This is a genomic window from Chloroflexota bacterium (assembly GCA_026713825.1).
Taxonomy (GTDB): Bacteria; Chloroflexota; Dehalococcoidia; order Lucifugimonadales; family UBA1127; genus UBA1127.
This window is the reverse complement of record JAPONS010000011.1, coordinates 1-25607: the sequence shown is the minus strand read 5'-3', so window position 1 is coordinate 25607 and position 25607 is coordinate 1. Positions and strand designations below refer to the sequence as shown.

The window sequence follows — 25607 nt, the reverse complement described above, 5'->3', positions numbered from 1 at the left end:
GACGGGGTCGATGCTGGTCTCCTGGCACGGGAACCAGTGGCACGGGATCTCTGTGAAGACCACCTGCTTGTAGCCCTTGTCGTGGAAGCGGTCGTAGTCCGGGACCAGCGGCGTCGGCCCGGGTCCCATGTAGGCCCACAGCATGCCGGCCTTGTCCACCACCGGGTAGGCCTTGATCTTGATCCGGTCCTTGAACCGGGCGTCCGGGTAGGCGACCTCCTCGAAAGGCTGCTCGAGGCAGGCGCCGGTGTGGTCGTAGAGCCAGCCGTGGTAGTTGCAGCGAAGGCCGTTCTCGTCCTGGATGCCGTACGACAGGTCTGCGCGGCGGTGCGGGCAGTGCAGGTCCACCAGCCCGTGGTTGCCGTTCTTGGCGCGGTACAACACCAGGTCCTCGCCCATGAGCCGCATCTGCTTGATGGGGTTGTCCTCAAGCTCAGCAGTGGCCGCGATGGGCATCCAGTAGCGTCGCATCAGCTCGCCCATGAGCGTGCCGGGGCCAACGCGCATCAGTTCCATGTTCTCTTCGTACGAAATCATGCTGTCCCTTTCTCCCCCCAAAAGACTTTCTAGACTGGAAATGGGCTGGGGAGATTTTACACGCTTATGGCAAGAATGACTAGCATTCCCTATTGCAGAGGTACGGCAGGTCCTAAACGCAGCAGTCCCCCGGGCACCGATGCCCAGGGGACTGCAAACTGTCTGTTTTGGAACCAAGGTCTACACGCCTGGCATCTTGTCCATGGGCTCCGTGCCGTCCAGCGCCAGCATCCGGTTCATCGCGTTGGTGTACGCCTTCGCGCTGGCGACCAGGATGTCCGTGTCCGCCGCACGCCCGCTGTAGATGCGGTTCTCGTGCCGCAACCGCACCGTCACGTCCCCGACGGCGTCGAGGCCGCCCGTGATGGCCCGCACCGTGTAGTCTTCCAGCCTCGGCCGCACGCCGATGACCGCGACGACGGCCTTGCAGACGGCGTCTACCGGGCCGTTGCCCTCTGTCCGTTCCGTCTTGGTCTCGCCTTGCGGAGTCGTCATGGTGATGGTGGCGGTGGGGACGCGGCCCAGGCCCGTCTCGATGGAGACCTCTTCAACCCGGTAGCCCGTCTCGTCCTCGACCCGGCGGTCCTCCGCCATCAGCGCTTCCAGGTCGCGGTCGGTCACCTCGCGCTTCTTGTCCGCCAGCTCCTTGAAGGCGGCGAAGACGCGGTCCAGATCCTCACGGTCGAGCTCGTAGCCCAGCTCGAGCAGTCGGGCGCGGAGGCCGGCGCGGCCGCTCAGCTTCGCCAGCACCAGCGATTCCCCCGACCAGCCGACGCTCTTCGGGTCCATGATTTCGTAGGTCGTCTTGTTCTTGATGACCCCGTCCTGGTGGATGCCCGAAGCGTGCCGGAATGAGTTGAGGCCGACGATAGCCTTGTTTGGCTGCACCGGGAAGTTGGTGACCTCGCTAACCATGCGGCTCGTGGGGTAGATCTGCGTTGTGTCCACGGCCACATTGGTCTCGAAATACTGCTGGCGGGTGCGGATGCTCATGATGACTTCTTCGAGCGCCGTGTTCCCCGCTCGCTCGCCGATGCCGTTGATGCACCCTTCCACCTGCCGTGCGCCAGCCTTCACCGCCGCCAGGCTGTTGGCCACCGCCTGCCCCAGGTCATTGTGGCAGTGGACGCTGATGATGGCCTTGTCGATGTTGTGCACGTTCTCCCGGATGCTCCGGATCAGCTCCCCGAACTCCTCCGGGATGGCGTACCCGACGGTGTCCGGGATGTTGACGGTGGTCGCGCCGGCGTCGATGGCCGCGCTGATGATGGCGTACAGGAATTCAGGGTCGGAGCGGGTTGCGTCCATGGGGGAGAACTCTACGTCCTCGCAGTAGCTCTTGGCCCGGCTGACCGCCGCGACGGCCATCTCCAGGACCTCTTCCCGGTTCTTGTGAAGCTGGTGCTGCATGTGCACGTCAGAGGCGGAGATGAAGGTGTGGATGCGCGGGTGCGCCGCCTCCTTGATCGCCTCCCACGCCGCATCGATGTCGTCCGGGTTGGCGCGCGCCAGCGAGCAGATCGTGGAGTCCCTGACCTCCCGGGCGATGGACTTGATGGCCTCCATGTCGCCCGGTGACGACGCCGCGAACCCCGCCTCGATGATGTCGACGCCCAGCCGCTCTAGCTGCTTGGCGATCTCCAACTTCTCGTCGGGCGTCATTGCCGCCCCGGCCGCCTGCTCTCCGTCCCGGAGAGTCGTATCGAAGATACGGACTCGGTCCTGGTCCTTAACGTTGTCCTTCGTAGTCATGGCTGCTTCCTTCTGTACTCTCTCATGCCGGTGGTTGTGTATCGGACCTACCTCCAGGGCCGAGGACGAAGGAATGCGCAGCCCCGCCCCGACGCCGTCGGGACGGGAACTACGCCGGTTCCCTCCTGTGTACGCATGTTGTTGCTCCCGCACCGCTGTGCTAGATGGTCTGCTGCAGCCACGGCATCATGTCGCGGAGCTCCTTGCCCACCTTCTCGATGGGGTGCTCCGCCGCCTCCTGCCGCGCAGCCTTGAACCGCTGCAGCCCCTCGTCGTTCTCCGCGATCCACTCGCGGGCGAACTCGCCGCTCTGGATTTCCTTGAGCACGGTCTGCATCGACTCCCGCACGTGCTCGTCGATCACCCGCGAGCCGCGGCTGTAGTCGCCGTACTCGGCGGTGTCGCTGACGGAGTAGCGCATGTAGCCCATGCCGCCCTGATAGAGCAGGTCCACAATGAGCTTCACCTCGTGCATGCACTCGAAGTAGGCGACCTCCGGCTGGTACCCGGCCTCGACCAGCGTCTCAAAGGCGTTCCGGATCAGCGATGTGATCCCGCCGCACAGCACGGACTGCTCGCCGAAGAGGTCCGTCTCCGTCTCCTCCTTGAACGTCGTCTCGAGGATGCCCGCGCGGCCCGAGCCAACGCCCGCGCCGTAGGCCAGTCCGAGGTCCCGGGCCTTGCCCGAAGCGTCCTGGTAGACGGCCAGCAACGACGGCACGCCCATGCCGCGGGTGAAGATCTCGCGCATCCGGTGACCCGGCGCCTTGGGCGCGATCATCATCACGTCCACGTCCGGCGGCGGTACGATCATCTTGAAGTGGATGCTGAACCCGTGGGCAAACATCAGCGCCTTGGACGAGTCCAGGTACGGCGCGATCGACTCGTTGTAGACGTCCCGCTGCCGCATGTCCGGCACCAGCACCATCATGACGTCGGCCTTCTGCGCGACCTCCGCCACCTCGGCGACCTCCAGTCCGGCCTCTTCCGCCTTGCTCCAGGAGTTGCTGCCCTTGTACAGCCCCACCATGACGTTCAGGCCGTTGTCCTTCAGGTTCAACGCGTGGGCGTGTCCCTGGCTGCCGTAGCCGATGATCCCGATGGTCTTGTCCGCCAGCAGGGAGAGGTCCGCATCCTTTTCGTAGTACATCTGGGCCATGCCGTTTTCCCCTTCCAGTTTTCGATATGCTCCGCCTCGGCCTACCCCGGGGGCAGGACCGCCGCGGGCTGCGACGGCTCGGTCGCCGTCTGGTCCCGAGCGCCGCCGTTGAGCCCCCACGTGGGCGCCGCGTCCGCGGGCGACTCGGTGTAGTGGGTCCCGCGCACCATGGCCAACCGGCCGCTGCGCATGATCTCCAGCACCCCAAACTTCCGCATCAGCAGCTCCAGGGACTCCACCTTGTCCTCGTCCCCCGTGATCTCGACGACCAGCGAGTCGTGCGCCACGTCGACGATGTTCGCACGAAAGATGTTGGCGATCTGCATGATCTCGTTGCGGGTCTCGGCGTCGGCCTTCACCCGCAGCATGCACAGCTCGCGGAACACCGTGTTCTCGCGGTTCAGGTCGGACACCCGCACCACGTCCACCAGCTTACGGAGCTGGTTCATCACCTGCGTCAGCAGCGTGTCGTCGCCCTCGACGACGAAGGTCATCCGCGACAGCCCCGGCGTCTCCGAGTGCCCGACGGCCAAGCTGCTGATGTTGAACGCGCGGCGTCGCACCATGCTGACCACCCGGTTCAGGACACCGGGCCGGTCATACACCAGCGCGACCACCGTATGCTGCTTGATTCCCGCGTCCTGCGTCATACCGCGCGCCTTTCCACCAGCCGCGGGTCCTCCACCATCGCGGCCACGCCGGTTCCGGGGGGGATGAACGGGTACACGTTCTCCGACATCTCCACCTGGAAGTCCACCAGCGCCGGGCCGTCCCATGCCATGGCCTCCTTCACCGCCGGGCCCACCTCGTCCTTCTTCGTCGCGCGGATGCCCTTCATCCCGAAGGCCTCCGCCAGCTTCACGAAGTCCGGGTTGCCCGTGTACAGCGTGGCCACGTAGTCATGGTTGTAGAAGATGTCCTGCCACTGCCGCACCATCCCCAGCGAGAAATTGTTGATCAGCGCGATCTTCACAGGGATGTGGTTCTCCACCATGGTGGCGAGCTCCATCATGGTCATCTGGAAGCCGCCGTCCCCCGCAAAGGTCCACACCACCCGGTCCGGCTCCCCTACCTGCGCGCCCATGGCCGACGGCACCTCGTACCCCATCGAGCCCAGGCCGCCGGAGGTGATGAAGCTGTTGTACTCCTGGAAGTTGTAGAGCTGCGCGGCCCACATCTGGTGCTGGCCCACGCCCGTGGCGATGATGGCCTTTCCGTCCGTCATGTCGGAGATCTGCTGGATCACGTCCTGCGGGCGGATCTGGTTGTCGCCGTCCTCCAACCACAGCGGGTGCTTCGTCCGCAGCTGGTCGATGTGCGCCAGCCACTCGCGCCGGTCTGCGCGCTCCACCAGCGGCGTCAACTGCTCCAGCACATGCTTGACGTTGCCGACAATGCCCACCGTGGGCCGCACGTTCTTGCCCAGCTCCGCCGGGTCGATGTCCACGTGGATCACCTTGGCCCGAGGCGCGAAGAGGCTCACCTTGCTGGTCACCCGGTCGTCGAAGCGCATTCCCAAGCCGATGAGCAGGTCGCAGTCGTTGATGGCGTGGCTCGCGAAGGCGGAGCCGTGCATCCCCGGCAAGCCGATGTTCAGCACGTGGTCCGTCTTGAAGGAGCTGATGCCCAGCAGCGTTGTCGACACCGGAAACTGCCCCTTCTCCGCGAACTCCTGCAGTTCCTTGTAGGCTTGCGAGATGATGATGCCGTGGCCCGCCATGATGACCGGCCGCTTCGCCTCGGCGATAAGTTCCGCCGCGCGCTTGACCGACTCCTCGTCGCCGTAGGTGGGCGGCGGGTAGCCCGGCAGCTCGACCGTCTCCGGGTATTCGAACTCGGCCTCCTCCACGAAGACGTCCTTGGGAACGTCCACCAGCACCGGGCCGGGCCGGCCGCTGCGGGCCAGGTAGAAGGCCTCCTTCAGGACCCGCGGAAGCTCCGCCGCCGTCATGACCAGGTAGTTGTGCTTCAGCACCGGCAGCGTGACGCCCGTGACGTCCGTCTCCTGGAAGGCGTCCTTGCCGATGGCCTCCCGCGTGACCTGCCCCGTGATGGCCACGACGGGCACCGAGTCCATCATCGCGCCGGCCAGGCCAGTCACCATGTTTGTTGCGCCGGGCCCGGAGGTGGCGAAGCAGACGCCGACGTTGCCGGTGACGCGGCCGTAGCCGTCGGCCGCCATGGCTGCGCCCTGCTCGTGCCGCACCAGGATGTGCCGCAGCCCCGGGTACTGGGGCAGCGTCTGGTAGAGCGGCATGATGGCCCCGCCGGGGATGCCGAACACCGTGTCGACACCCTCGTTCAGGAGGGCCTGGCATATCATCTGTCCGCCGTTCAGCCTCATTGTTCCTTCTCCAGCCTGATGCCGGGGCGCCGCCCCGGCAACAAAAATACCCGTCCACAAGGGACGGGCTCATCGCTACCCGCGGTACCACCCTTTGTTGTCCCCATGGGTCATGCGTCGCTGCGCACGCCGAGGGGACCGCCTCAGGCAGCTGTAACGGTGCAACCGTAGAGCCCTACCGGGCTGTCCACCCTCGGCTTCGCGCTTCCGACACGCCGACAATGGCGCTTGCGGGGAAGTGCTGACCACAACGAGAGGTGACCCCTGGGACCCTCCGCTCAGGGGCGAGTTCGCGACCCAACCGCTATCGGCTTTCCACCATCCGCCGACTCTCTGAAGCGTGAACTATCGCTACTACTCCCCATCACAGCGTTTTACATATACACAAGCTACAAGAGATTACCAACATTGACCAATATTGTCAACCTCAGGGGCTTGACAGGGGTTCTCTGGGAGGGCTGCCTCAGTCAAAGCCGCACCCCAGTGAGACCTTGGCTCCCGGCGCCCGCCCCTGCCTTGCGAACCTACCCTCCGCTTGCTATCCTCCCAAGCTATGGCAGACAGCGGAATGCCCGCCGGCCCCCTCATGGACGAGGTGCTCTACGAGCGCGTGATCCACGACAAGCCGTGGATGTGGGCGCTCGTCAACTCGGAGTTCCAGCCGACGCCCCCGCCTCGCTTCAGCACGGACCCCTGGGCGTGGTGGCTGCTCGTCTACCGCATGATGGTCGACGACTGGTCCTTCGAGTTCCACACCCCCGGCGCCCTGCTCCCCGGCGAGGAAGAGCCCCTCGCCAACTTCTGCGTCCGCCTCACGCGGCGCACCGGTGACGACGTGGAATATGGTCGTGCCTTTGGAGAGACCCTGTGGGAGGCCACCGGCCGCGCCGTCCTCGACGCCGTCCGGCCGAAGTAGCTGAGAAGAATCCGTTATAGGGAATCGAACTCTTCAGTAGATAGCCCGGCCTGACGCAGAATACTCCCTAGCGTGCCTACGGGAATCTCTCTGTGCCGAGGCACTATGACAGACCGTTCTCGGCTGTCGCGGGTTCCTTGGAATTTGACATGGCTACCGCTTTGTCCTGTGGGGAAAAATCCGGCAGCTAAGAGCTTACGCACTACGACACGATAAGGCGTCACTCTAAGTGGCGCCAATATCTACCTCAACGTGGCGAATGTTCGGAAGTGGTGCTGGAGAAGGCGGTGCAAAGTGCAATTGGAGCGCGTCTTGGAGGTTGGCTAAAGCCTCTTCCTCACTCTTCCCTTGACTGGCAACGTCAACTTCAAGGGCCTGTGCAATGTACCAATCGCCCTCTTGCCACACGCTAGCTGAAAACTGCTGCTTCATCGCTGCTCCCTATTCGGCCCTAGGGACTGCGTTCGTTGTAGAGTGTCTTGAATGTATGGTAACTGCTTTGCGAGCCGGCGCGCAAAAGAGAAATCCTCGCCCTCACCCCGCGGCCACCGCGCGCTTCAGCCCCTCCGCGAATGCCTGCACCATGTCGTCCGCCCTCTTCTTGATCAGCGGCTGCCCAAGTTGCCCCAGCCGACCCGAGAACGAGACGTCCGCGCCCACGCGCATCTGCGTCTGCCCCGGCGTCGGCTCGGAGATCAACGTCTCCACCGACGACGACACTCCCGCGCCGACCCGCCGGTCGTCGGCCCGCGCCCGCAGCCGCCACGTGCCCGCGTCCCGGTCCTGGTCGACTTCTACGCGGCCCGTCAGGGTGAAGCCGATGGGGCCGACGCGCACACGCACCGCGCCGGTGTACGTCCCGTCCGGCTGCTGCTCGACGGACTCCACACCCGGCATCAGCGACGCGGCTTGAGGTACGTCGGAGAGGATGGCCCACACGCGCTCTTGCGGCGCGTCGACGGTGACGTCGTAGGAAAACTTCACTGGCCGAGTCCCAGCGCCTGCTCCAGCGCCCGCCGGGTGAACACCACGGCCATGTCGCGCTTGTACTCGGCCGAGCCGCGGAAGTCGGCCAGCGGGTCCACCTGCCCCGCGACGGCCTCAGCCGCCGAGCGGACGGCGTCCGCCGTCACCGACTGCCCCTCGAGCGCCGCCTCGACCGCCGTGGCGCGCACCGGCGTCGGCGCGACGGCCCCCAGCGCGACGCGTACGTCCGCGCACACGCCGTCCTTCACCCGCGCCAGTGCCGCGACCGCGACCGTCGCGTAGTCGTCCTCCGTGCGCGGCAGGAACTTCAGGTACACGCCCCGCGCGTCCGCCGCCTGCGCGGGCACGATGACCTCGGTCAACAGCTCCCCCGGCTGCAGCGCCGTCTCGTAGTAGTCGACAAAGAGGTCCTCCACCGGCAGCTCCCGCGTGCCGCCCGGCGACGCCAGCACGACGCGCGCGCCGAGCGCCATCAGCGCGGGCGGCGGGTCCTGCGCCGGGTCGGCGTGCGTCAGCCCGCCCCCGACGGTCGCCATGTTCCGAATGCGCACCGTCGCTACGCGGATGTACGTTTCCGCGAGCAGTGGCGCCGCCGACGCGACGTCCGCGCTGTGCTCCACCTCGCGGTGCTTCGTCAGCGCCCCGATGCGCAGGTCGCCGTTGCTCCGGCTGATGCCCCGCAGCCCCGGCACCTTGCCGAGGCCGACAAGGTGGTCCGCGAACACCAGGTTTTGCTTCAACAGGTTGACCATCGCCGTGCCGCCGGCGATGGGGCGGGCGTCCTCGCCGTACTGCTCCAGCAGCGAGAGAGCCTCGTCCAGCGATGTCGGCGCGTGGTAGATGAAGTCCCGCATGTTACCGCGCCGCCTTCATGATGGACTCCAGGATCTGGTAGTAGCCCGTGCAGCGGCAAAGGTTGCCCATCATCCACGCCTTCACCTGCTCCTCGGTGGGCGACGGATTGGCGTCCAGCAGCGACTTCGCGGCCACGATCTGCCCCGAGGTGCAGATGCCGCACTGGAAGCCGCCGTGGTCGATGAAGCTCTGCTGCACAGGGTGCAGCTCGCCGCCCTGTGCGATGCCCTCGATTGTTGTGACGTCCGCGCCGTCCGCCTGCACCGCGAGCGTGATGCACGACGCCGTAATCTCGCCGTCGAGCAGCACCGTGCACGCGCCGCACACGCCCACGCTGCACGCCTCCTTCGTCCCCGTCAGGTCGAGGTCGTAGCGCAGCATGTCGACGAGTGTCCGGCGCGCCGGCACCGACACCTCGCGGGCCTCGCCGTTGACCGTCAGCCGTACCGTGTGGGATGCGTCGAGCGTAGTCATCTGGTATCCTTGCGCGTGGTCAGACAGCATACTAACGTAGCTACGCGCGACTGACAAGGGGAGCTAGTCGCCGCCGTTCGCCCTGAGGGAAATCGAAGGGCCATTCCGCTGACAAGGGGAACAGCCATGACCACGACATACCATGTCTTTGGGCAACCGCTGGGCCGCGTTGACGGCCCGGAGAAGGTCACCGGACAGGCCAAGTACTCGGCCGACGTGAACCTCCCCGGCGCCCTCTGGGGCAAGTCCCTCCGCAGCCCGTACCCGCACGCCCGCATCGTCAGTATCGACACCTCCGCCGCGCGAGCGCTCCCCGGCGTCTACGCCGTCCTGACCGGCGATGACGTCCGCGGCGTCCTCTTCGGCCGGCGCCTGCGCGACGTGCCCGTCCTCGCATGGGATCACGCCCGGTTCGCCGGCGAGCGCGTGGCCGCCGTCGCCGCCGAGGATGAGGACATCGCCCAAGCCGCCCTTGACCTCATCGAGATCGAGTACGAGGAGCTGCCCGCTCAGCTCGACCCCGTCGAGGCCATGCAGGACGGAGCGCCCCTCATCCATCCGGACATGATGAGCTACGTCGGCTACCCGCAGCCGCCGGAGAAGCCGTCCAACGTCTTCATCCACAGCGTCTGGAACAAGGGCGATATCGAGGCGGGCTTCGCCGAGGCCGACGTCATCGTGGAGAACACCTTCCAGGTGCCGCGTCAGCACCAGGCCTACTTGGAGTCCCACTCCTGCGTCGTCTGGATCGACGGCGACGGCGTCGCGCAGGTCTGGGCCTCCAACAAGACGCCCTACAACCTGCGTCAGCAGCTCGCCGACGCCATCGGCATCGCGCAGGACGAGATTCAGGTCAACTTCGCCGCCATCGGCGGAGACTTCGGCGGCAAGGGCTCGCCTATGGAGATCCCGCTCTGCTACTACCTCGCCAGGGCCAGCGGCCGCCCCGTCAAGATGGTCATGGACTACCTCGACGAGTTCATGGCGGCCAACCCCCGCCACGCCGCCGTCATGCAGGTGCGCACCGGCGTCAAGCGCGACGGCACGATGGTCGCCCACCACGTCCGCGGTGTCTTCGACAGCGGCGCGTACGGCGCGTACAAGCCCGGCGTCAACCTCATGGGCTTTTCCCACGCCGGAGGCCCCTACCGGACGCCCAACGTGAAGGTGGAGGGCATTCAGGTCTACACAAACAACGTCCCCTGCGGCCACATGCGCGGCCCCGGCGAGCCCCAGGCCGCCTTCGCCATGGAGTCGCAGCTTGACATGGTCGCGCGCGAACTCGGCCTCGACCCCCTCGACGTCCGTCGCGCGAATGTCGTCAATCCCGGCGATTCAGACTCCCTCAACCACACCTTCCAGGGCGTCAACATCCGCGAGACCCTCGAGGCGGCCGCCGAGGCCGCTGAGTACGGCACGGCGAAGGCCCCCAACATCGGCCGCGGCATCGCCATCGGCGACCGCCCTCCCGGCGGCGGGCACTCGCACCTCTCCGTCACCCTCAACCCCGACGGCACCGCTGAGCTCTCGACGCCCATCTTCGAGCAGGGCACCGGCAGCTACACGCTCGAGATGCAGGTAATTGGCGAGGAGCTCGGCCTGACGGTCGACCGGATGCACATCGGCGCTTGGAACACTGGCGCCGTCAGCTTCGACTCGGGCGTCGGAGGCAGCCGCGTCACGCGCATCGGCACGCAGGTCGCCTACGCCGCCGCGCAGGAGGTCAAGGGCGAGCTTCTCCAAGCCGCCGCCGAGGCTCTCGGCGTGCCCGCCGACCGCCTCTCCTTCTCCGACGGCGCCGTCCGGGTCCGCTCGACGGGTGAGAGCCACGCTTGGCCGGAGCTTCTGCAGCGGGACGGCCGCTCAGTGACCGGCTACGCCGAGTTCCAGGACACTGCCCTGCCGCCCGTCACGGCCTACGTCGCGCAAATCGCGGAGGTCTCCGTCGACCCGGAGACGGGGCAGGTCAAGCTCCTGCGCCTTTCCTCCGCCCACGACGTAGGTCAGATCGTGAACCCCATCGGCCACCAGGGCCAGGTGAACGGCGGCGCAATGCAGGGCATCGGCTACGCGCTGATGGAGGAGTTGCAGGTGGAGGACGGCCGCGTGACGACCCTCTCATTCGGCGACTACAAGATCCCCACCATCAACGACCTGCCGGAGATGCGCACAGTGCTGGTGGAGTCCGAGAGCGGCGTCGGCCCCTACAACGTCAAGAGCATCGGCGAGAACTCCGTCATCCCCGTCGCCGCCGCCATCGCCAACGCCGTCGAGGACGCGGTCGGCGTCCGCATCAAGGACCTCCCCATCACGGCGGGAAAGGTCTACCGCGCCCTCAAGGAGAAGCAGCAGGGGTAGGCGCGCGCCGCCCCCAACGCGAGTTGAGCGAAGAACAAATCAAACCACAACCGGAGGCACACGTATGGGCACCTACCGCATGTACACCGGCGACGACGGGGTGGCAACCTGGGAGGAGATTGACCTCGACGCCATGCCCGACTGGACCAAGGGCATCGACGTCACGCAGATCCGCTTCGGCTCGCGAGCCCCCGGCGTGCTGCAGGACTGGCACCCGGCGCCCCAGCGCCAGTTCGTCATCATCCTCTCCGGGTCGCTGCAGATCGGCTTTGAGCACGGCTCCACCAAGGTCTTCCGCCAGGGCGACGCCCGCCTCGTAGAGGACACGACGGGCAAGGGCCACACCACCGTCGCCCTCGGCGACGAGCCCTGCATCACGGCCACCATCGGCCTCGTGGACCAGGGCTAGCCTACACCTGCCGTCCGGCGCAGCCTCATCCCTGAAACTACTAATCCCCCGGTGAGAACCGGGGGATTAGTACCAGGGGGGCTTTTTGGTCTCCCGCAAACATGCCTTCGGAAGAGATAGCTCAGTTTGCGCCCGCGTTAATGCCTTGTCAAGGATACTGTGTCATGTAATAATATCCACAAACGTTATAACCATCCAAAAGCGAATGCTCAGTGACGACCTGCGTCTACGCTGTTGCAACCCAGCCGTTGTCAACCCGGCCCACGCGCAAGCCGTCGAAGAACGGAAAAGCATGGATCTGAAATCACTCCAGGTATTGTGCGCCATCGCGGATCTTGGCAGCGTCTCCAAGGCGGCCAACCACGTCGGCATCAGCCAGCCGGCCGCCAGCCGCCACCTCGCGTCCCTCGAAACCGAGATGGGCGAGCCCCTTGTCTACCGCGGCAAGCGCCCCATCCAGCTCACCCAGTTCGGTGCAGCCTTCGCCAAGCGGGCGGCGCCCCTCGTCCGAGACCTGCTGGAGCTTTCCCCCAACGACCCCGGCCTCGTGGAGGAGAGCACCGTCACCATCGCATCTACCCACGACTTCACCGTGCACGTGCTGCCCTACCTTGTGCAGGCCGCGGGCATCCACCACCCCAACATTCCCCTCGACCTGCTGACGGGCACCAAGCCGGCCGTGCTCCACATGGTGGAGAACGGCGAGGCGGACTTTGGCCTGGTGTCGAGGGGCGACATCCCCCGCATCTTCTCCTTTGACCCCCTCTTCACCTCGTATACAGCCCTGGTGACCCCGCTGGGGCACCCCCTCTCCGAGGACGACGACATCACGCTCGACAAGATCGCGGAGTGGCCCTTCGTCAGCTGGCGTCGCGGCTTCCAGACGGAACGGGACTCCCTCGACCGCTATCGCAGAGAACGCATTCGCTTCAAGTCGGTGCTCACCTTGGACAGCGTGACCAGCGTGAAGACCTACGTCGCACTCGGGCTGGGCATCTCCATCGGGCCACGCTACACCATCGACCCGTGGGACGAGTCCCGTCTGAACATCGTCTCGCTCGAGGGCGCGGTGCCCGGCCGCGAGTTTGGCATCGTCACCCTGCGGGGCAAGCCCCTCTGGAAGAGCGGCAAGCTCCTGACGCGCATGCTCCACGATGAGGTCGGCTCCCCGGCGTTTCTCGCGCACTTCCCATTCGGGCTGTAGACGAGGCGCCTGCCGCAACCCCCTGACCTGCGCACGATTCCGCACGAATGGCGTACCGCCTCATCTTTTTTCCGCAAGGGTGTGGACATCCCATGAAAGCGGGAGTATCCTCCCCGCACACAGCGGCCTATTGGAGTTAAGGAGGATAGTTATGGCCAAGATTGTAGGAGGGTTTGCCTCGTCCCACAGCCCGCTGATGAGCCTTACCGGAGAGCTCTGGGCTGTCCACGCGCAGAACGACCTGCGCAATCGCGAGCTCGTGCAGCCGCCCAACGGCAGGCGCGTCACGTACGACGAGCTCCTCGCCGACGCCGACCCCGGCATCGCCGATGTTTCCAACGTCGAGACCTTCACCGACAGGGTCGCCAACATCCAGAAGGGTCTGGACGACCTGCAGACGCGGTTCGCAAACGTCAACCCGGACATCGTCGTCATGTTCGGCGACGACCAGAGCGAGTTCTTCTTCGACGACAACATGCCGTCCATCAACGTCTACTGGGGCGACACCATCAAGGTCCTCCCCCGCACCGTCACGCCCGACATGAGCGAGGCCCGCAGGATGTCCTCGTTGGCCTACGGCACCCGCGAGTACGACCACCCCGTGCCGTCAGACCTCGGCCTCCACGTCATCGAGTCCCTCATGGACCAGGACTTTGACGTGTCCCACTCCCGCTACGTCAAGGAGTCCTACGGCGGGACCATCGGCCCCGCCACCTGGTACCTCGACCACTCGCGAACGACCCAGCCGCGGCCCTTCGGCCTGCCGCACGCCTACGGCTTCGCAGTGGCACGCTGGTTCGACGGCAAGACGCCCCCCATCCTCCCCATCTCCATCAACACCTGCTACCCACCCAACTGGATCAGCCCGCGCCGCGCCTTCGCGCTCGGCCGCGCCGTCCGCAAGGCCATTGAGGAATGGGACACCGACAAGACCGTGGCCTTCGCCTGCACCGGCGGCCTCAGCCACTTCGTCGTCGACGAGGAGCTTGACCGTCTCGCCATCAAGGGCATGGAGGCGGCGGACCCCGAGATCCTCACTTCCCTTCCGCGCGTCCGCCTGCAGTCCGCCACCACCGAGACCCTGAACTGGGTCGCGGTCGCCGGCGCAATGGGCGACACGAGGATGGAGACCATCTGCTACGAGCCCGGCTACCGCACCCCCGCCGGCACCGGCTGCGGCTGTGCCGTAGGCGTCTGGGAGTAGCCCCGAACAACTTCTGAGTCGGACAAGACGAACGGGGCGGCGCACACGCGCCGCCCCGTTTGCATTGCTCCGTTCGCCCTGACTCCGTCCTGAGCCTGACGAAGGAGGTCTCCCGACGGATTGGGCAGCAGCCTTTCGTGCACCGCTCAACCGGAGACATCCAGCGCGCAGCCAGTGTCGTACTCGCCGGGCGCAAACCAGATGACTGTGCACCACGGCGCAAAGGACGCAACCCGGCCGCCGGTCACTGCGACCGTGTAGCTGCCGTCCCCATTGCGCGACACCTCCACCCGCACCCCGCCGCCAATGTCCCGCGCCTCTCCGTCTGGTATCACGGAGTAATCGTCGCGGCCCCAGCCCACGTCCGTCTCATAGTCGGGGTTCCTTGTGTCGTACAGTGCCGGACCAAAGCGAGCCTGCGCTCCCGTGCCGGTTGACTGGTCATAGCGGCTGACGAAGACCCCCTGGTAGCGGTATCGCCGCTCGCCACCGGAGGCCTTGGGGTCGAACACCTTGGGCACGTCTTCAATGTAAACGGGGTTTCGCTCGTCCAGCACTTCCAGGGTGGTGAAGGCGCCGGTCCGCCCGGAGGAGATGACCAGGAACTGGTGGCCTCCCTGCCTTGGAGGGCGCAGGGTATACGTCGCGTTGTCGTTCAAGTGCAGGGCTACCTCCTCCGGGTCGATCCACCCTGCGGCGTAGCGATTGATTGCCAGGGTGGACGGCATGTCCTGGTGCCAGCCCGGGACGGGCCACAGGGCAAGACCTGACATGAAGTCCAGGGCGTTGCTGTACGAGTTGGGCGCATCGACGTCGCCGTCAGGCCCATTGGGTTTCCAGAGCACCTCCGCGTAGGAGTGCGGCCATTGCATCCACCCGTGGCCGATCTCATGGACCAGCACCTCCATATTGGCCTTGCGCAGACTCACCAAGCCGAACTGAGCGCTGCCGTTGTACGCAAAGCCGCCGGTATCGGCCGTCACGTCCGTCAGCAGCAGCCGGTTGATGCCGCCCAGCGCCCCGTAGCTGCATTGCTGACTCTGCCCCGCATCACCGCGGCAGTCACGCAGTCCGGTGACGCGCATGTGCTGCTCCTCCACGTCCTGTGGCGACCCTACGCCCTCCAGCGCAAATTCGATGCCCTCAAGGAACCGCATGCGGAGCTTGCCCTGCGATATCTTGGTGTAGTAGGCGGCAACGTTCTCGTTCAAGATGTCCACCGCCTCCTCTAGGGACATGGTCTCCCGCGCACCGTCGTCCTCACTCCACCCAGGGGCGTCCGGGGCTACGCGGACAATGTCAACGGTTATGTTCAAGTTTTCCAGAGAGTAGTACGCGGGGTCCGCCGGCGGGTCCAGGTGCGTCCTGTCGGGGTACTTTCCGATGGGGGAGCAACCCTCAAAGCCCATGTAGCCGTACCGTAGATAGCTGCCGTTGCCGAAGTAGCGAATGAGCGACAGCGCGTCGGCTCCGCCGAGATCCGTCATTCCTTCATCTATCCAGAGCGATGTCTCCTTGTGCGGCGAGAGGCATGAATAGGGCTCGGACTCCCTCCACCACGACTGCGGCTCCAACAGGGTGTTCCACTTGGCAAAGGGGTCATCGGCTTTCGGCAACGGGGTAGGCGGTGCGTCAATGGGAGACTTGCTTGCTTCCGCCGTGGGTGTGGGGGCCGTCGTGGGTGCGGGAGCCGCGGTAGGTGGTGTGTCAATGGGAGACTTGCCTGCTTCCGCCGGAGTTGGTTTGGGGGCCGCCGTGGGTTTGGGGGCCGCTGTGGGTGCAGGCTTGGCCACCGGCGCTGATCGCGTTGGGGCGACGCCGGCATCAGGCGGCAGCGCGGACGTGGCCGCGGGTTCATCTGCCCTCGGCGCCTGCCCCGGCTCAGGTTCACAGCCAAAGGCTAGCAGCGCTAGAAACGCCGCTGCAACGGCTACGCCCCCGCCGACAAGAAGACCGTGCCTGTGCTGTACTGTGCGCCATAGCATTACATTCCGTCCCTACCGCCACTCGTCGTCCGGCGGGTAGACGTTGGTGCACACGCGCCGAATGGCGTCCCCGTCGCGCCAGTCCGCCACGGCGTCGCGCCACTTCAGGTAGTGGGGCGCCTGCCGGTGCGCCTCCAACGCCGCCTCGTCCGTGTACACCTCGTACAGGTGGATGGTGTTCGGGTTCTCGTTGTCCTGCATCACGTCGAAGCGCAGGCAGCCCGGCTCATCGCGGTTGGAGCCGATGGCGTCGCCCATCATCTCCTCCATGAAGGCTTCCTTGTGCTCCGGCTTGATGTTGATGGTCACCATCAGGACGATCATGGCTTCTCCCCTCTCGATTGTGTTCCCGCCCCTGTCCGAGCGGCTCAGCCGCGAAAGCAGGCGGTCGCCCCATGATACTACGGCTCGATGGCCCGCACGCGCCCCGCGTACTCCTCGCTCACGTACGCCACCCCGCCGAGCACCACGACCGACGTCGGCGCCACCAGCCCGTCCATCACGACCGACCGCGAGCCGCGCTCCCACCGCACCAGCCGGCCCAGGTGCTCGGCCGAGCGTGCATAGCCCTTCGATGCGACAGCCGCCATGTCCGTGCTGTACTCCGTCACCAGCAGCGCCCCGTCGCGCAGGAAGGCCACGTCCGTCGCCGTTGTGAACCCCTCGGCGTACACCGTCGTCTCCCCCAGGTCCAGCGCGTCGCCGTCCGCGTTCCGGTCGAGGATGCGGAAGACTTTCGCTCCTCCCCTGGGAAAGGGCGCGCCGGTGAGCGTCGACAAGTACACCGCGCCGTCAGGCCCGGCGGTCATCCCGGTGGGCACAGGCTCCGCTTCCCCCGCGCCGTCCGCCGTCTCGTACGCGATGGACCCTGTGTCGGCGAACAGGAAGATCTCGCCGTCCAGCGTTACCCTCCAGACCACGTTGGCCCCGGCATCGCTGACCAGCAGGTCGCCGGAGGGCAGTTGCAGCAGATCGTACGGGTTCAACAGCGGCCTCGTCGGTCCGGTGCCCATGACGTCCTGCCCCGTCATGCCGCGCGGCGCGTCGCCGGACCGCAGCGCGTACACCTCGCGGAACCCCTTGGCGCGCGCCTCTCCGACGATGAAATACGTCACGCCGCCGTCCACCACGGCCGCGGAAACGCCTGCCGGTGCGCCCTCGGGCCCGTCGGCCAGTCGTGGCAGTAGATCTGCATGCACAGTCAGGCCGCCCTCGCTATCCACGATGAGCAGCCGGCCCGAGGCCACCTCTGCGACCAGCACCCGACCGTCGTCCAGCGCCGTCAAACCCCGCGGCGACGCCAGCCCGTCCACAACGACGCGGCCGGAAGCCCCGCCGCAGGAGGCAATCATGAAAGCGAGGACCATGAACAGAATTAGGGGGAGTGCTCGTTGCTTCTCTTTCATCGCTCACAATTATATGGCCCCGCCCTCCCAACGGAAGGCGGGGCCATAGGTTTCTGGTTGAAATTGGGGACTAGCCCGCCAGCGCCGCCTCTACCTTGGCCAGCGCCTCCGGGGTCACCCAGCTCTTCCATTCCTCGGTGTTCCTGAGGAACCAGTCCGCAGATGCGGCGAAGTCTTCGCCAGTCTCGTTCATGTAGCCCTCAACCGCAAGCTGGTTGCCCGCATTGAAGTCCCAGGCCGTCAGCAGGTCCACCAGGTCCTGCTGCCCCGCCAGCTCCGTCCGGATCACGATCAGGACCTCGGCGGTTGGGTACTCGCAGCCCTGGTCGCCGGCCCAGCACTCGTCGGTGTAGGGCGGCTCCTCCAGGATCGTGTAGCCGCCCAGCTTGGTCTGCAGGTCGTGGGCCAGGACTGTCGGCCCCCAGTAGTGGAAGAGCACGTCTTCGTTCTGCTCGAAGGCGGACCGGATCTCGGCCGACAGCGCCGAGTCGGAGCCGGGGTTGACCAGTTCAACGTGCTCGGTAAGGCCATATGTCACGAGCTTTGTCTGGTTGACGCCCTCACACTCCCAACCGGGGATGCAGTTGATCAACCGGGCCTTCCCCTTGGAGTCTGGCGTGATGAAAAGCTCCATGTGCGCGGGGTCCTTCAGGTCCTCGACGGACCGCAGGCCGGGGTTGGCCTCCGCCGTGTAGTTGGGGATGACGAACGCCGACTGCCAGTTGTCCTCCAGGCTGTTGCCGATGACCTGGATCGTGTTCTCTGAGGTCGCCTCGTCAAAGGCTTCCTGCTGGTTGGGCAGCCAGATCTCCATTGTGATGTTGGTGTCACCGCGCCGCAGGGCTTCCATCATCGGCACCGTGCCGCCGAAGATCGCGTCCGTCTCGTACCCGTAGCCGTCCTCCAGGATCCGCCGCACGATGGCGTTCTGGAGCTGCGCGCTTGGCCAGTCCAGGTCGGAGAAGATCAGCGTGGGCTTCTCTTCCATCATCGCGTCGCCCGATGTGTCGGCAGCGGCTGGCGCCGTCGTCGTGGTCGTCGTTGCGGGCGCAGCAGCCTCTTCCTCGTCGTCGCCGCCGCATGCGACCGCGAACAGCAACGCCACTGCGATGCTCAGGAGAATCAGCGCTTTTGTCCAGCGTATGCTAGTCATTTCAGAACTCCTCTTTCTCCGTTATGAGCACGGCTTGTTGGGATGGTGTGTTAAGGAGATTGCCCTGCTCTAAATGCTGTGGCCCCGTCCTCCGTCGAGGACGGGGCCACTATTCAATTGCCGTTAGAGGACGTTAGCCCGCTGCTATCGCGGCCTCAATCTTTGCCAACGCCTCCGGGGTAACCCAGTTCTTCCAGTCCTCGGTGTTCGCGAGGAACCAGTCGGCCACTTCCGGGTAGTCCGCGTCCGACTCGTTCAGGTAGCCCTCTGCCGCAAGCTGGTTGCCCGCGTTGAAGTCCCACTTCTGGAAGAATTCCAGCACGTCGGGCGCCTTGTCGGCCAGGTCTGACCGCATGACGATCAGGACCTGGGAGACCGGGTAGGAGCACGTGAAGTCGGTCTCAAAGCACGCGTCGGTGTGGGCTGCCTCTTCAAGAACGGTGTACCCACCCAGCTGGGTGTCCAACTCGTGGGTGAGCACCGTGGGGCCCCAGTAGTAGAAGAGCACGTCTTCCTGCTGCTCGAAGGCCGACCGGATCTCTGCGGTCAGCGCAGTGTCGGAGCCCGGGTTCACCGGCTCCACGAAGTCCGAGAGACCGTAGTTCTCCACCTTGGACAGGTTGATGCCCTCGCACTCCCAGCCGGGAATGCAGTTGAGCAGCCGTGCCTTGCCCTTGGAGTCAGGAGTCTCAAAGAGCTTCATGTACTCCGGGTTCTTCAGGTCTTCAACGGACCTCAGCCCCGGGTTGGCCTCCGCGGTGTAGTTGGGGATGATGAACGCGGACTGCCAGTTGTCCTCCAGGCTGTTGCCCACTGATGTGATGGTGCCCTCTGCAATGGCCGTGTCGTAGGCCTCCTGCTGGTTGGGCAGCCAGATCTCCATCGTGATGTTCGTGTCGCCGCGGGTCAGGGCCTCCATCAGAGGCACCGTGCCGCCGAAGACGGCGTCCGTCTGGTAGTCGTAGCCGTCCTCAAGGATCTTGCGCGCGATGGCGTTCTGGATCTGTGCGCTGACCCAGTCCAGGTCGGAGAAGATGAGCGTCGGCTTCTCCATCATCGCGTCATCGGCTGGGGGCGCCGGCGCCGTGGTCGTCGTCGTGGTCGTTGTTGTCGCGGGCGTAGCCGCATCGTCCTCGTCGTCGCCGCATGCCACCGCGAACAGCAGCACCATGGCGAGGCTGAGAAGAATCAGCGCTCCCTTCCAACTCGTCGTCCTCATACCTGTGTCCCCCCTTTCTTCCTTTTCCTGAAAGTAACTGACCTGCCGTATCATCTACTTGGCTTCCGTGCTGAGCGCCGCTTGCCGCTCCTGCGCCCACGCCTGGGTGATCCGGTCCACGATGATGGCTAGGGCCACGATGGCCAGACCACCCAGGAGCGCCTCACCCGGCTTGAAGCGGTTCAGTGCGCGAAGCACGTCCTCACCCAGTCCGCCGGCCCCCACCAGCGACGCCACCACCACCATAGCCAGGGCCATCATGATGGTCTGGTTCACCCCCGCCATGATGGTGGGGATTGCCATGGGCAACTGCACCTTCAGCAGCAGCTGCCGCCGCGTGGTTCCGAAGGACTGCGCCGCCTCCACCACCTGCGGCGTCACCTGCCTGATTCCCAGGTTGGTGAGCCGGATGGCCGGAGGCACGGCGTAGATTACCGTTGCGAAAATGGCCGGCACGTTGCCGATGCCGAAGAGCATGATGCCCGGCACCAGGTACACGTACGCCGGCATCGTCTGCATGAGGTCCAGCACCGGCCGGATCATGCCGTCCACCAGGTTGCTGCGGGCCGCCAGAATGCCTATGGGAATGGCGATGGCGATGGAGAGGATGACCGCAACGATGATCAGCGCCACCGTCTCCATTGCGCTCTCCCAGTACCCCACCAGGCCCATGGCGACCAGGGACACCATCGCGAACAGCGCGATCTTGCCGTTCACCGTCCGCCATGCCAGCAGCCCCATCGCGGCCACAACCGTCAGCCACGGGAGCCACAGAAGGAAGTACTCCAGCACCAATAGCATGCGCAGCACCGTGTCGGAGATGGCGTCCAGGAATGGCGCGTACGTGCGCGTGGTCCACCGGATGGAGTCGTCAACGGTTGACGCAATGCCGGGGCCCCAGTCCACAGGGAATGCCTCCCCCGGCCCAATGAAGTAAAGCAGCGCCGCCGTCAGGCCTGAGAGCATCAGCAACGTCAGCACAATGATGGTTGGCGTGTTGAGCCGGGAGAATACCCCCATCTGACCCTGGCGCAGGCGCAATTCCTCCGCCGTCGGCAATTGGGCCTCCATTGCGGGCGCCTGCCCGCCGGCCCCGTTCGTGGTGCCGGCATATGTCCCGTTGCCGTTCTTCTCGAACGACGGCTGCTCGAAGGCAGCCTGCAGCAGTGCCTCGCGGTCGATGACGCCCAGCAGCGTGCCCGCCTCGTCCTTGACCGCCAGCTTGCCAGACGTGGACCACTGCTCCGCGAGCGCCTCGTCCACCGTCTGCCCGGCCACCAGTTCGGCCCCGATAGCCATGCCCGCCGGGGCCGGCGTCTCCACGACTGAGCCGTCTGACTGTTTCTCCATGAGGTAGCCGACCGTCAGCACCGTCGATGGCCGGACGTCGCGGGTGAACTCCGCCACGTAGTCGTCCACCGGGTTGGACACGATCTCCTCGGGCGTTCCGAGTTGGATGATCGCGCCGTCGCGCATGATCGCGATGCGCGTGCCCAGCTTCACCGCCTCCGTCAGGTCGTGGGTGATGAAGATGGTGGTCTTGCGCATGGTCTCCTGGATGCGGATCAGCTCGTTCTGCATATCCCTGCGGATGAGCGGGTCCAGCGCGCTGAACGGCTCGTCCATCAGCATGATCTGCGGGTCCGACGTCAGGGCGCGGGCGAGGCCCACACGCTGCTGCATGCCGCCGGACAGCGCCGAGGGCCGGTAGAATTCCCAGCCCTTCAGGCCCACCATGTCCAGCACGACCATCGCCCGTGCAACTCGCTCCTCATGCGGCACGTCCTGGATCTCAAGACCGAAGGCCGCGTTGTCCAGGACCGTGCGGTGCGGCAGCAGGCCGAACTGCTGGAAGACCATGGCCGTCTTCTTGCGGCGGAACTCCGTCAGCTCCAGCTCCGAATAACCCAGCACGTCCTCGTCGTCGATGCTGACGGACCCGATGGTGGGCTCGATGAGCCGGTTCACGCACCGCACCAGCGTCGACTTGCCACTGCCGGAGAGCCCCATGACCACGAAGGTCTCGCCGTCAGCAACGTCGAAGTTGACGTCCTGCAACGCGACCACGCAGTTGTGGGCAGCTTGGGCCTCAGTCTTGCTCAGGCCCTCAATCTTCTCAGGGAAGTCTGGACCGACCCCTTCACCGAAGATCTTCCAAAGGTTCCTGACGCTGACCCGGATATCCGTTTCGTTGGTCCGGTTCACAATAAGCCTCCTGCGGCTTGGGTGCGGCTCTTGCAGGCATAACGACGCCAAACGATGCAAAGCCGCATTTGGGCTTGGGAGTTCGGGCAAGCGTACAGGGGTGTTTTGGGGCTGTCAACCACCCGCTGGAGCCTTTTCTGCCAGTTGTAGCCATGCCGCTACGCATTTTCTGACATGAGGCGACAACCAAAAACGAAAACCCACTGTTTGCCAACGGAATGTGCCGGAATATGGACAGATTGTAAAGATTTACCAACTCGTGATAGGCTGCACAAGTTCGGCCACCCCCCCTGAAAGAGCAATTGATGGAAACCACAAAACGCTCCGGCATCTTCTATGGCTGGTTCATCGTCGCCGCCTCGTTTTTCGTCATTATGATGACCATGGGCGCCAGAAACGGCGTCGGAGTCTTCGTCCTCCCCATGAGCGAGGAGTTCAACTGGAGCCGGAGCATCATCTCCTTCGCCGCCGCCCTGGGCATTCTCCTCAACGGCGTCAGCCAGCCCATCCTCGGCAACCTGTACGACCGTGTCGGCGGCCGAAAGCTGATCCTCTACGGCGCAACCGTCATCGGCATTACGGCGCTCTTGCTCGCGTTCACCTTCCACATCGCCTATTTCATCTTCATTTTCGGCATCGTCATGGCCGTCGCCATGTCCGCCGGCTCTATCACCACCGGCGCCGTCATCGTCTCCAAGTGGTTCCAGCGCAAGCGCGCGACAGCCATCGGCATCACCGCCGCGGGCGCGTCCGTGGGCGGGCTCATTCTCGTCCCGTTCACCACCTACCTCATCGAGCTTCTCGACTGGCGGCTGAGCTGGGCCATCCTGGGGTCCATGATCCTCGTCCTGGTCTTGCCCGTCGCCTTCCTCGTGCTGCGCAACAGCCCCGCGGACATGGGGCTGCAGCCCGACGGCGACGCGGCCCCCAGCAGCACCGGCCCGCGGAGACAGCGCCCCGTCGGTCCGTTGGAAGTCGACCAGTGGCGGCACGCCTTCCGCTCTTGGCCCATGTGGCAGCTCTGCGCGACGTACTTCGTTTGCGGGTTCACCACCCTCATCATGGCCTTCCACTTCGTCCCCAACGCCGTCGAGAGCGGGTTCTCGCCCGCCACCGCGGCGACGGCCTTCGGCGTGCTGAGCGCCATGAACACCATCGGCGTCATCATCGTAGGCCCCATCGCCGACAAGCTGGGCAACAAGACGCTCCTGGGACTGGTCTACTTCTTCAGGGGAGTGGGCTACGTCCTGCTCCTGACCCTGCCCGGCCAGTGGGGCCTGTGGATCTTTGCCATCGTCGGAGGCTCGTCGTGGATCGCCACCGTCCCGCTCACAACGGGGCTGACGGCCGACATCTACGGGCTGAAGAAGGTGGGCACCCTCAGCGGGATGATCTTCCTCTCCCACCAGATAGGCGGCTCGATAGGCATCCAGTTCGGCGGCATCATGCGCGACATCACCGGCTCCTACGACGTGCCCTTCGCCGCCTCGGCGGGTCTGCTGCTCTTCGCCGCCGTCATGTCGATGCTCATCCAGGAGCGCCGGTACTCCGTGAAGTACCAGCCCGTCCAAACGAGCGCCGCCCCGGCCGCCGGCTAGGCCCGGCCCGCCGTGATTCCGCTCCACCACGAGGCCCCCGGCGACCCTACCCTGCTGCGCTGGGTGGCCGACCGCCTCGACCACCTCATCGGCCTCGACGCCGGCGCCATGGTCCTCATCATCGGCCTCATCCTCCTCGCCATCCCGGTCGGCATCCTCGTGGCCTTCGTCCTCCAACGCCGCCACGCCGAGTGACCCTCCGTCGTTCCTGCGAAGGCAGAGCCTGCCCCCGCGAAGGCGGGGGAACCCCGCCCCCGTTCATCCTGAGGGAAATCGAAGGGTGAACCGCTGTCTACCCCGCCCGCAACTCGCACACCCAAAGGTACATCCCCTTACCGTCCTCGCCCACGGGATAGTCCGTCCGCTCCACGTCAAACCCCGCCTCAGCCAGCACGCGCTCCCACGTCGCGACCGGGAACAGCCCCGTCGTGTGCCGGTCGAACTCCACCCGCAGCTCGCCGCCCCGCACGATGTAGTAGGTGTAGACCGTCTCAACGCGAGTGTCGTTGGGGTCAAGCTGCACCGAGTACTCCACGTACGTCAGCGTCGTCTCGCCGTCCGACTTGGTCTCGTCATCGACGTAGGGCGAGGTGAACGTGTCGGCGTAGTGGTCCGGCGTCACGATGAGCAGCCCGCCGGGGCGCAGGTGCGCCCGCGCCGTCGCGAACGCCGCCCGCAGGTCGTCCTCCGTAAGCATGTAGTCTATGGCGTCGTGGATGAGCACCGCGTCGAACGTCTCGCCCAGCCGCACCGTCCGCATGTCGCCCACGTGGTGCGCAACGCCCGGGTTCAGCCGCCGCGAGTGCTCCAGCATCGCGTCCGACAGGTCGACGGCGACCGCATCGTACTCCGGGACAAGTTGGTGCAGGAAGTGCCCGCCGCCGCAGCCGAGCTCCAGCACGCGCCGCCGTCCGCCGTGCCGCCCGCGGCCCGCAGGCAGCCGCGAGCGTAGCTGCCGCAGCCAGTACTGCGCCTCATCGGCGTACTCCTCCTGCGGGCTCAGGATCGGCCACAGCCACGCCAGGTCGCCGTACAGCCGGTCACGCCCCTCCGCCACGCCTACCCCGCCAGCGCCGGCGCACGGTCGCCCGCCGCCTGCCGTCGCGCGCCCAGCGCCCGGTACACCTCGTCCCGGTCCTCGTCCGGCATCTCCGCGTGCGGCACAACGTCGCCGCCCTGCAGCGACGCCACCGGAACGCCGTCGCGGAAGGCTACCTTGTTGCCGGACACCGCGGGCACCCGCTGCCCCGGCGTGATCACCCCCGCCAGGTTAAGCGGGTCGCACGCCGAGACCACCAGTACCTCGCCCGTCGGCTCCGTCCGCCGCACCGAGCGCATCGCCTCGACGGCCTCCGGCAGCGCAAACTGCTCGCCGACTAGCCCCGCCACGAACCGGCCGCCGCGGATCTCGCCACGCGCCTCCGCGCGACGGTACACCTGCAGCAGTGTCCGCCACGACGGCGCCATCGGCTCGCGCCCGAGCACCTCCGGGAAGACGATGCCGTACCGCCGCAGCAGTTGGAACGCCCGCTCCTCAACGGCGTTCTCAGCTTCCTCGAACGCCTGCAGCAGCGACCACCGGCTCCCGCCCGTCCGCCGTCGCGCCGGCCGCCGGCCCCGCCGCGACGCGCTCACCCGCTTGGCCGCGCCCGTCACCAGCCCCCGCAGCGCGCCGAACCCGTCGGCGGTCACGAGCCCCGTCGCGGCAAGCTGCCACAGCGCCTCCTCCACCTCCGACGGCAGCCGCCGGGTCCCGGCGGTGATGGCGCCCGTGAAGGAAGGGCCGGGCGGTCGCAGGGACGGGGGGAGCTCCCACGCCGCCACACTGGGGCGCGCGGCGGG

Annotated in this window: 24 protein-coding genes, 2 pseudogenes and 1 other annotated feature; of the genes and pseudogenes, 7 read left to right on the top strand and 19 right to left on the bottom strand. The window is 66.0% G+C overall.

Annotation, left to right across the window (positions count from 1 at the left end):
- From OXC99_01465 to ilvB, 5 genes and pseudogenes are all read right to left on the bottom strand, one after another.
- Nucleotides 1-537: Rieske 2Fe-2S domain-containing protein (locus OXC99_01465; GenBank protein MCY4623667.1), on the bottom strand; the 537-nt coding region annotated here is incomplete at its 3' end.
- Nucleotides 538-717: 180 nt separating this feature from the next.
- Nucleotides 718-2289 (bottom strand): 2-isopropylmalate synthase, encoded by a 1572-nt coding sequence (locus OXC99_01460; protein ID MCY4623666.1) that lies wholly within the window; start codon nt 2287-2289, stop codon nt 718-720.
- 160 nt (nt 2290-2449) lie between these two features.
- On the bottom strand, nt 2450-3448 hold the full coding sequence (gene ilvC / locus OXC99_01455) for a ketol-acid reductoisomerase (protein MCY4623665.1): 999 nt from the start codon (nt 3446-3448) through the stop codon (nt 2450-2452).
- Between the two features lie 158 nt (nt 3449-3606).
- Nucleotides 3607-4098 (bottom strand): annotated as a pseudogene (gene ilvN / locus OXC99_01450) (acetolactate synthase small subunit).
- Nucleotides 4095-5792 (bottom strand): biosynthetic-type acetolactate synthase large subunit, encoded by a 1698-nt coding sequence (gene ilvB, locus OXC99_01445; GenBank protein ID MCY4623664.1) that lies wholly within the window; start codon nt 5790-5792, stop codon nt 4095-4097. Before ilvB ends, ilvN begins: the two are co-directional and overlap by 4 nt.
- Nucleotides 5793-5848: 56 nt before the next feature.
- Nucleotides 5849-6169, bottom strand: a binding site (T-box leader).
- A 176-nt stretch (nt 6170-6345) separates the two neighbouring features.
- Here ilvB and OXC99_01440 point away from each other — a divergent pair.
- Complete coding sequence (locus OXC99_01440; GenBank protein MCY4623663.1) at nt 6346-6708, top strand: hypothetical protein; 363 nt, start codon at nt 6346-6348, stop codon at nt 6706-6708.
- A 14-nt stretch (nt 6709-6722) separates the two neighbouring features.
- Here the strand turns inward: OXC99_01440 and OXC99_01435 are convergent, their stop codons facing one another.
- The 5 genes from OXC99_01435 to OXC99_01415 all read right to left on the bottom strand — a co-directional run bounded on the left by OXC99_01435 (nt 6723) and on the right by OXC99_01415 (nt 9024).
- Nucleotides 6723-6911 carry a type II toxin-antitoxin system HicA family toxin gene (locus OXC99_01435; protein ID MCY4623662.1) on the bottom strand — a complete coding sequence of 63 codons (189 nt, stop codon included), beginning with the start codon at nt 6909-6911 and terminating at the stop codon, nt 6723-6725.
- Between the two features lie 22 nt (nt 6912-6933).
- Nucleotides 6934-7140 (bottom strand): type II toxin-antitoxin system HicB family antitoxin, encoded by a 207-nt coding sequence (locus tag OXC99_01430; GenBank protein ID MCY4623661.1) that lies wholly within the window; start codon nt 7138-7140, stop codon nt 6934-6936.
- Between the two features lie 102 nt (nt 7141-7242).
- Complete coding sequence (locus tag OXC99_01425; GenBank protein MCY4623660.1) at nt 7243-7692, bottom strand: SRPBCC domain-containing protein; 450 nt, start codon at nt 7690-7692, stop codon at nt 7243-7245.
- The gene (locus OXC99_01420) at nt 7689-8549 is read right to left on the bottom strand and encodes a xanthine dehydrogenase family protein subunit M (GenBank protein ID MCY4623659.1); all 861 of its coding nucleotides are present in this window, start codon (nt 8547-8549) and stop codon (nt 7689-7691) included. The genes OXC99_01425 and OXC99_01420 overlap by 4 nt, the downstream gene beginning before the upstream one ends.
- A 1-nt stretch (nt 8550) precedes the next feature.
- Complete coding sequence (locus OXC99_01415) at nt 8551-9024, bottom strand: (2Fe-2S)-binding protein (GenBank protein MCY4623658.1); 474 nt, start codon at nt 9022-9024, stop codon at nt 8551-8553.
- A 126-nt stretch (nt 9025-9150) separates the two neighbouring features.
- On the opposite strand from OXC99_01415, the gene OXC99_01410 reads away from it, so the two are divergent.
- From OXC99_01410 to OXC99_01395, 4 genes are all read left to right on the top strand, one after another.
- On the top strand, nt 9151-11382 hold the full coding sequence (locus OXC99_01410; protein MCY4623657.1) for a xanthine dehydrogenase family protein molybdopterin-binding subunit: 2232 nt from the start codon (nt 9151-9153) through the stop codon (nt 11380-11382).
- A gap of 64 nt (nt 11383-11446) precedes the next feature.
- Nucleotides 11447-11791 carry a hypothetical protein gene (locus OXC99_01405; protein ID MCY4623656.1) on the top strand — a complete coding sequence of 115 codons (345 nt, stop codon included), beginning with the start codon at nt 11447-11449 and terminating at the stop codon, nt 11789-11791.
- 292 nt (nt 11792-12083) lie between these two features.
- Nucleotides 12084-12995, top strand: a complete 912-nt coding sequence (locus OXC99_01400; protein ID MCY4623655.1) for a LysR family transcriptional regulator — start codon at nt 12084-12086, stop codon at nt 12993-12995.
- A gap of 151 nt (nt 12996-13146) precedes the next feature.
- Nucleotides 13147-14199, top strand: a complete 1053-nt coding sequence (locus OXC99_01395; protein MCY4623654.1) for a hypothetical protein — start codon at nt 13147-13149, stop codon at nt 14197-14199.
- 146 nt (nt 14200-14345) lie between these two features.
- Here the strand turns inward: OXC99_01395 and OXC99_01390 are convergent, their stop codons facing one another.
- The 7 genes and pseudogenes from OXC99_01390 to OXC99_01360 all read right to left on the bottom strand — a co-directional run bounded on the left by OXC99_01390 (nt 14346) and on the right by OXC99_01360 (nt 22170).
- Nucleotides 14346-15686, bottom strand: a complete 1341-nt coding sequence (locus tag OXC99_01390; protein MCY4623653.1) for a hypothetical protein — start codon at nt 15684-15686, stop codon at nt 14346-14348.
- A 510-nt stretch (nt 15687-16196) separates the two neighbouring features.
- Nucleotides 16197-16508 (bottom strand): putative quinol monooxygenase, encoded by a 312-nt coding sequence (locus OXC99_01385; protein ID MCY4623652.1) that lies wholly within the window; start codon nt 16506-16508, stop codon nt 16197-16199.
- Between the two features lie 77 nt (nt 16509-16585).
- A complete protein-coding gene (locus OXC99_01380) occupies nt 16586-17551 on the bottom strand; it encodes a ScyD/ScyE family protein (GenBank protein MCY4623651.1) in 966 nt (321 codons plus the stop codon).
- 109 nt (nt 17552-17660) lie between these two features.
- The gene (locus OXC99_01375) at nt 17661-18743 is read right to left on the bottom strand and encodes a hypothetical protein (protein MCY4623650.1); all 1083 of its coding nucleotides are present in this window, start codon (nt 18741-18743) and stop codon (nt 17661-17663) included.
- A gap of 133 nt (nt 18744-18876) precedes the next feature.
- Nucleotides 18877-19962, bottom strand: coding sequence for a hypothetical protein (locus tag OXC99_01370; protein MCY4623649.1), 1086 nt, complete (start codon nt 19960-19962; stop codon nt 18877-18879).
- 54 nt (nt 19963-20016) lie between these two features.
- Complete coding sequence (locus OXC99_01365; protein ID MCY4623648.1) at nt 20017-20604, bottom strand: ABC transporter permease subunit; 588 nt, start codon at nt 20602-20604, stop codon at nt 20017-20019.
- Between the two features lie 534 nt (nt 20605-21138).
- Nucleotides 21139-22170, bottom strand: a pseudogene (locus OXC99_01360) (glycine betaine/L-proline ABC transporter ATP-binding protein).
- A gap of 302 nt (nt 22171-22472) precedes the next feature.
- Between OXC99_01360 and OXC99_01355 the strand changes: the two are divergent.
- Nucleotides 22473-23765, top strand: coding sequence for an MFS transporter (locus tag OXC99_01355; GenBank protein ID MCY4623647.1), 1293 nt, complete (start codon nt 22473-22475; stop codon nt 23763-23765).
- Between the two features lie 12 nt (nt 23766-23777).
- A complete protein-coding gene (locus OXC99_01350; protein MCY4623646.1) occupies nt 23778-23960 on the top strand; it encodes a hypothetical protein in 183 nt (60 codons plus the stop codon).
- 97 nt (nt 23961-24057) lie between these two features.
- On the opposite strand, the gene OXC99_01345 is transcribed toward OXC99_01350, so the two are convergent.
- The gene (locus OXC99_01345) at nt 24058-24822 is read right to left on the bottom strand and encodes a methyltransferase domain-containing protein (GenBank protein MCY4623645.1); all 765 of its coding nucleotides are present in this window, start codon (nt 24820-24822) and stop codon (nt 24058-24060) included.
- Between the two features lie 2 nt (nt 24823-24824).
- A partial coding sequence (locus tag OXC99_01340) for an ATP-dependent DNA helicase (GenBank protein ID MCY4623644.1) occupies nt 24825-25607 on the bottom strand: 783 nt, incomplete at its 5' end.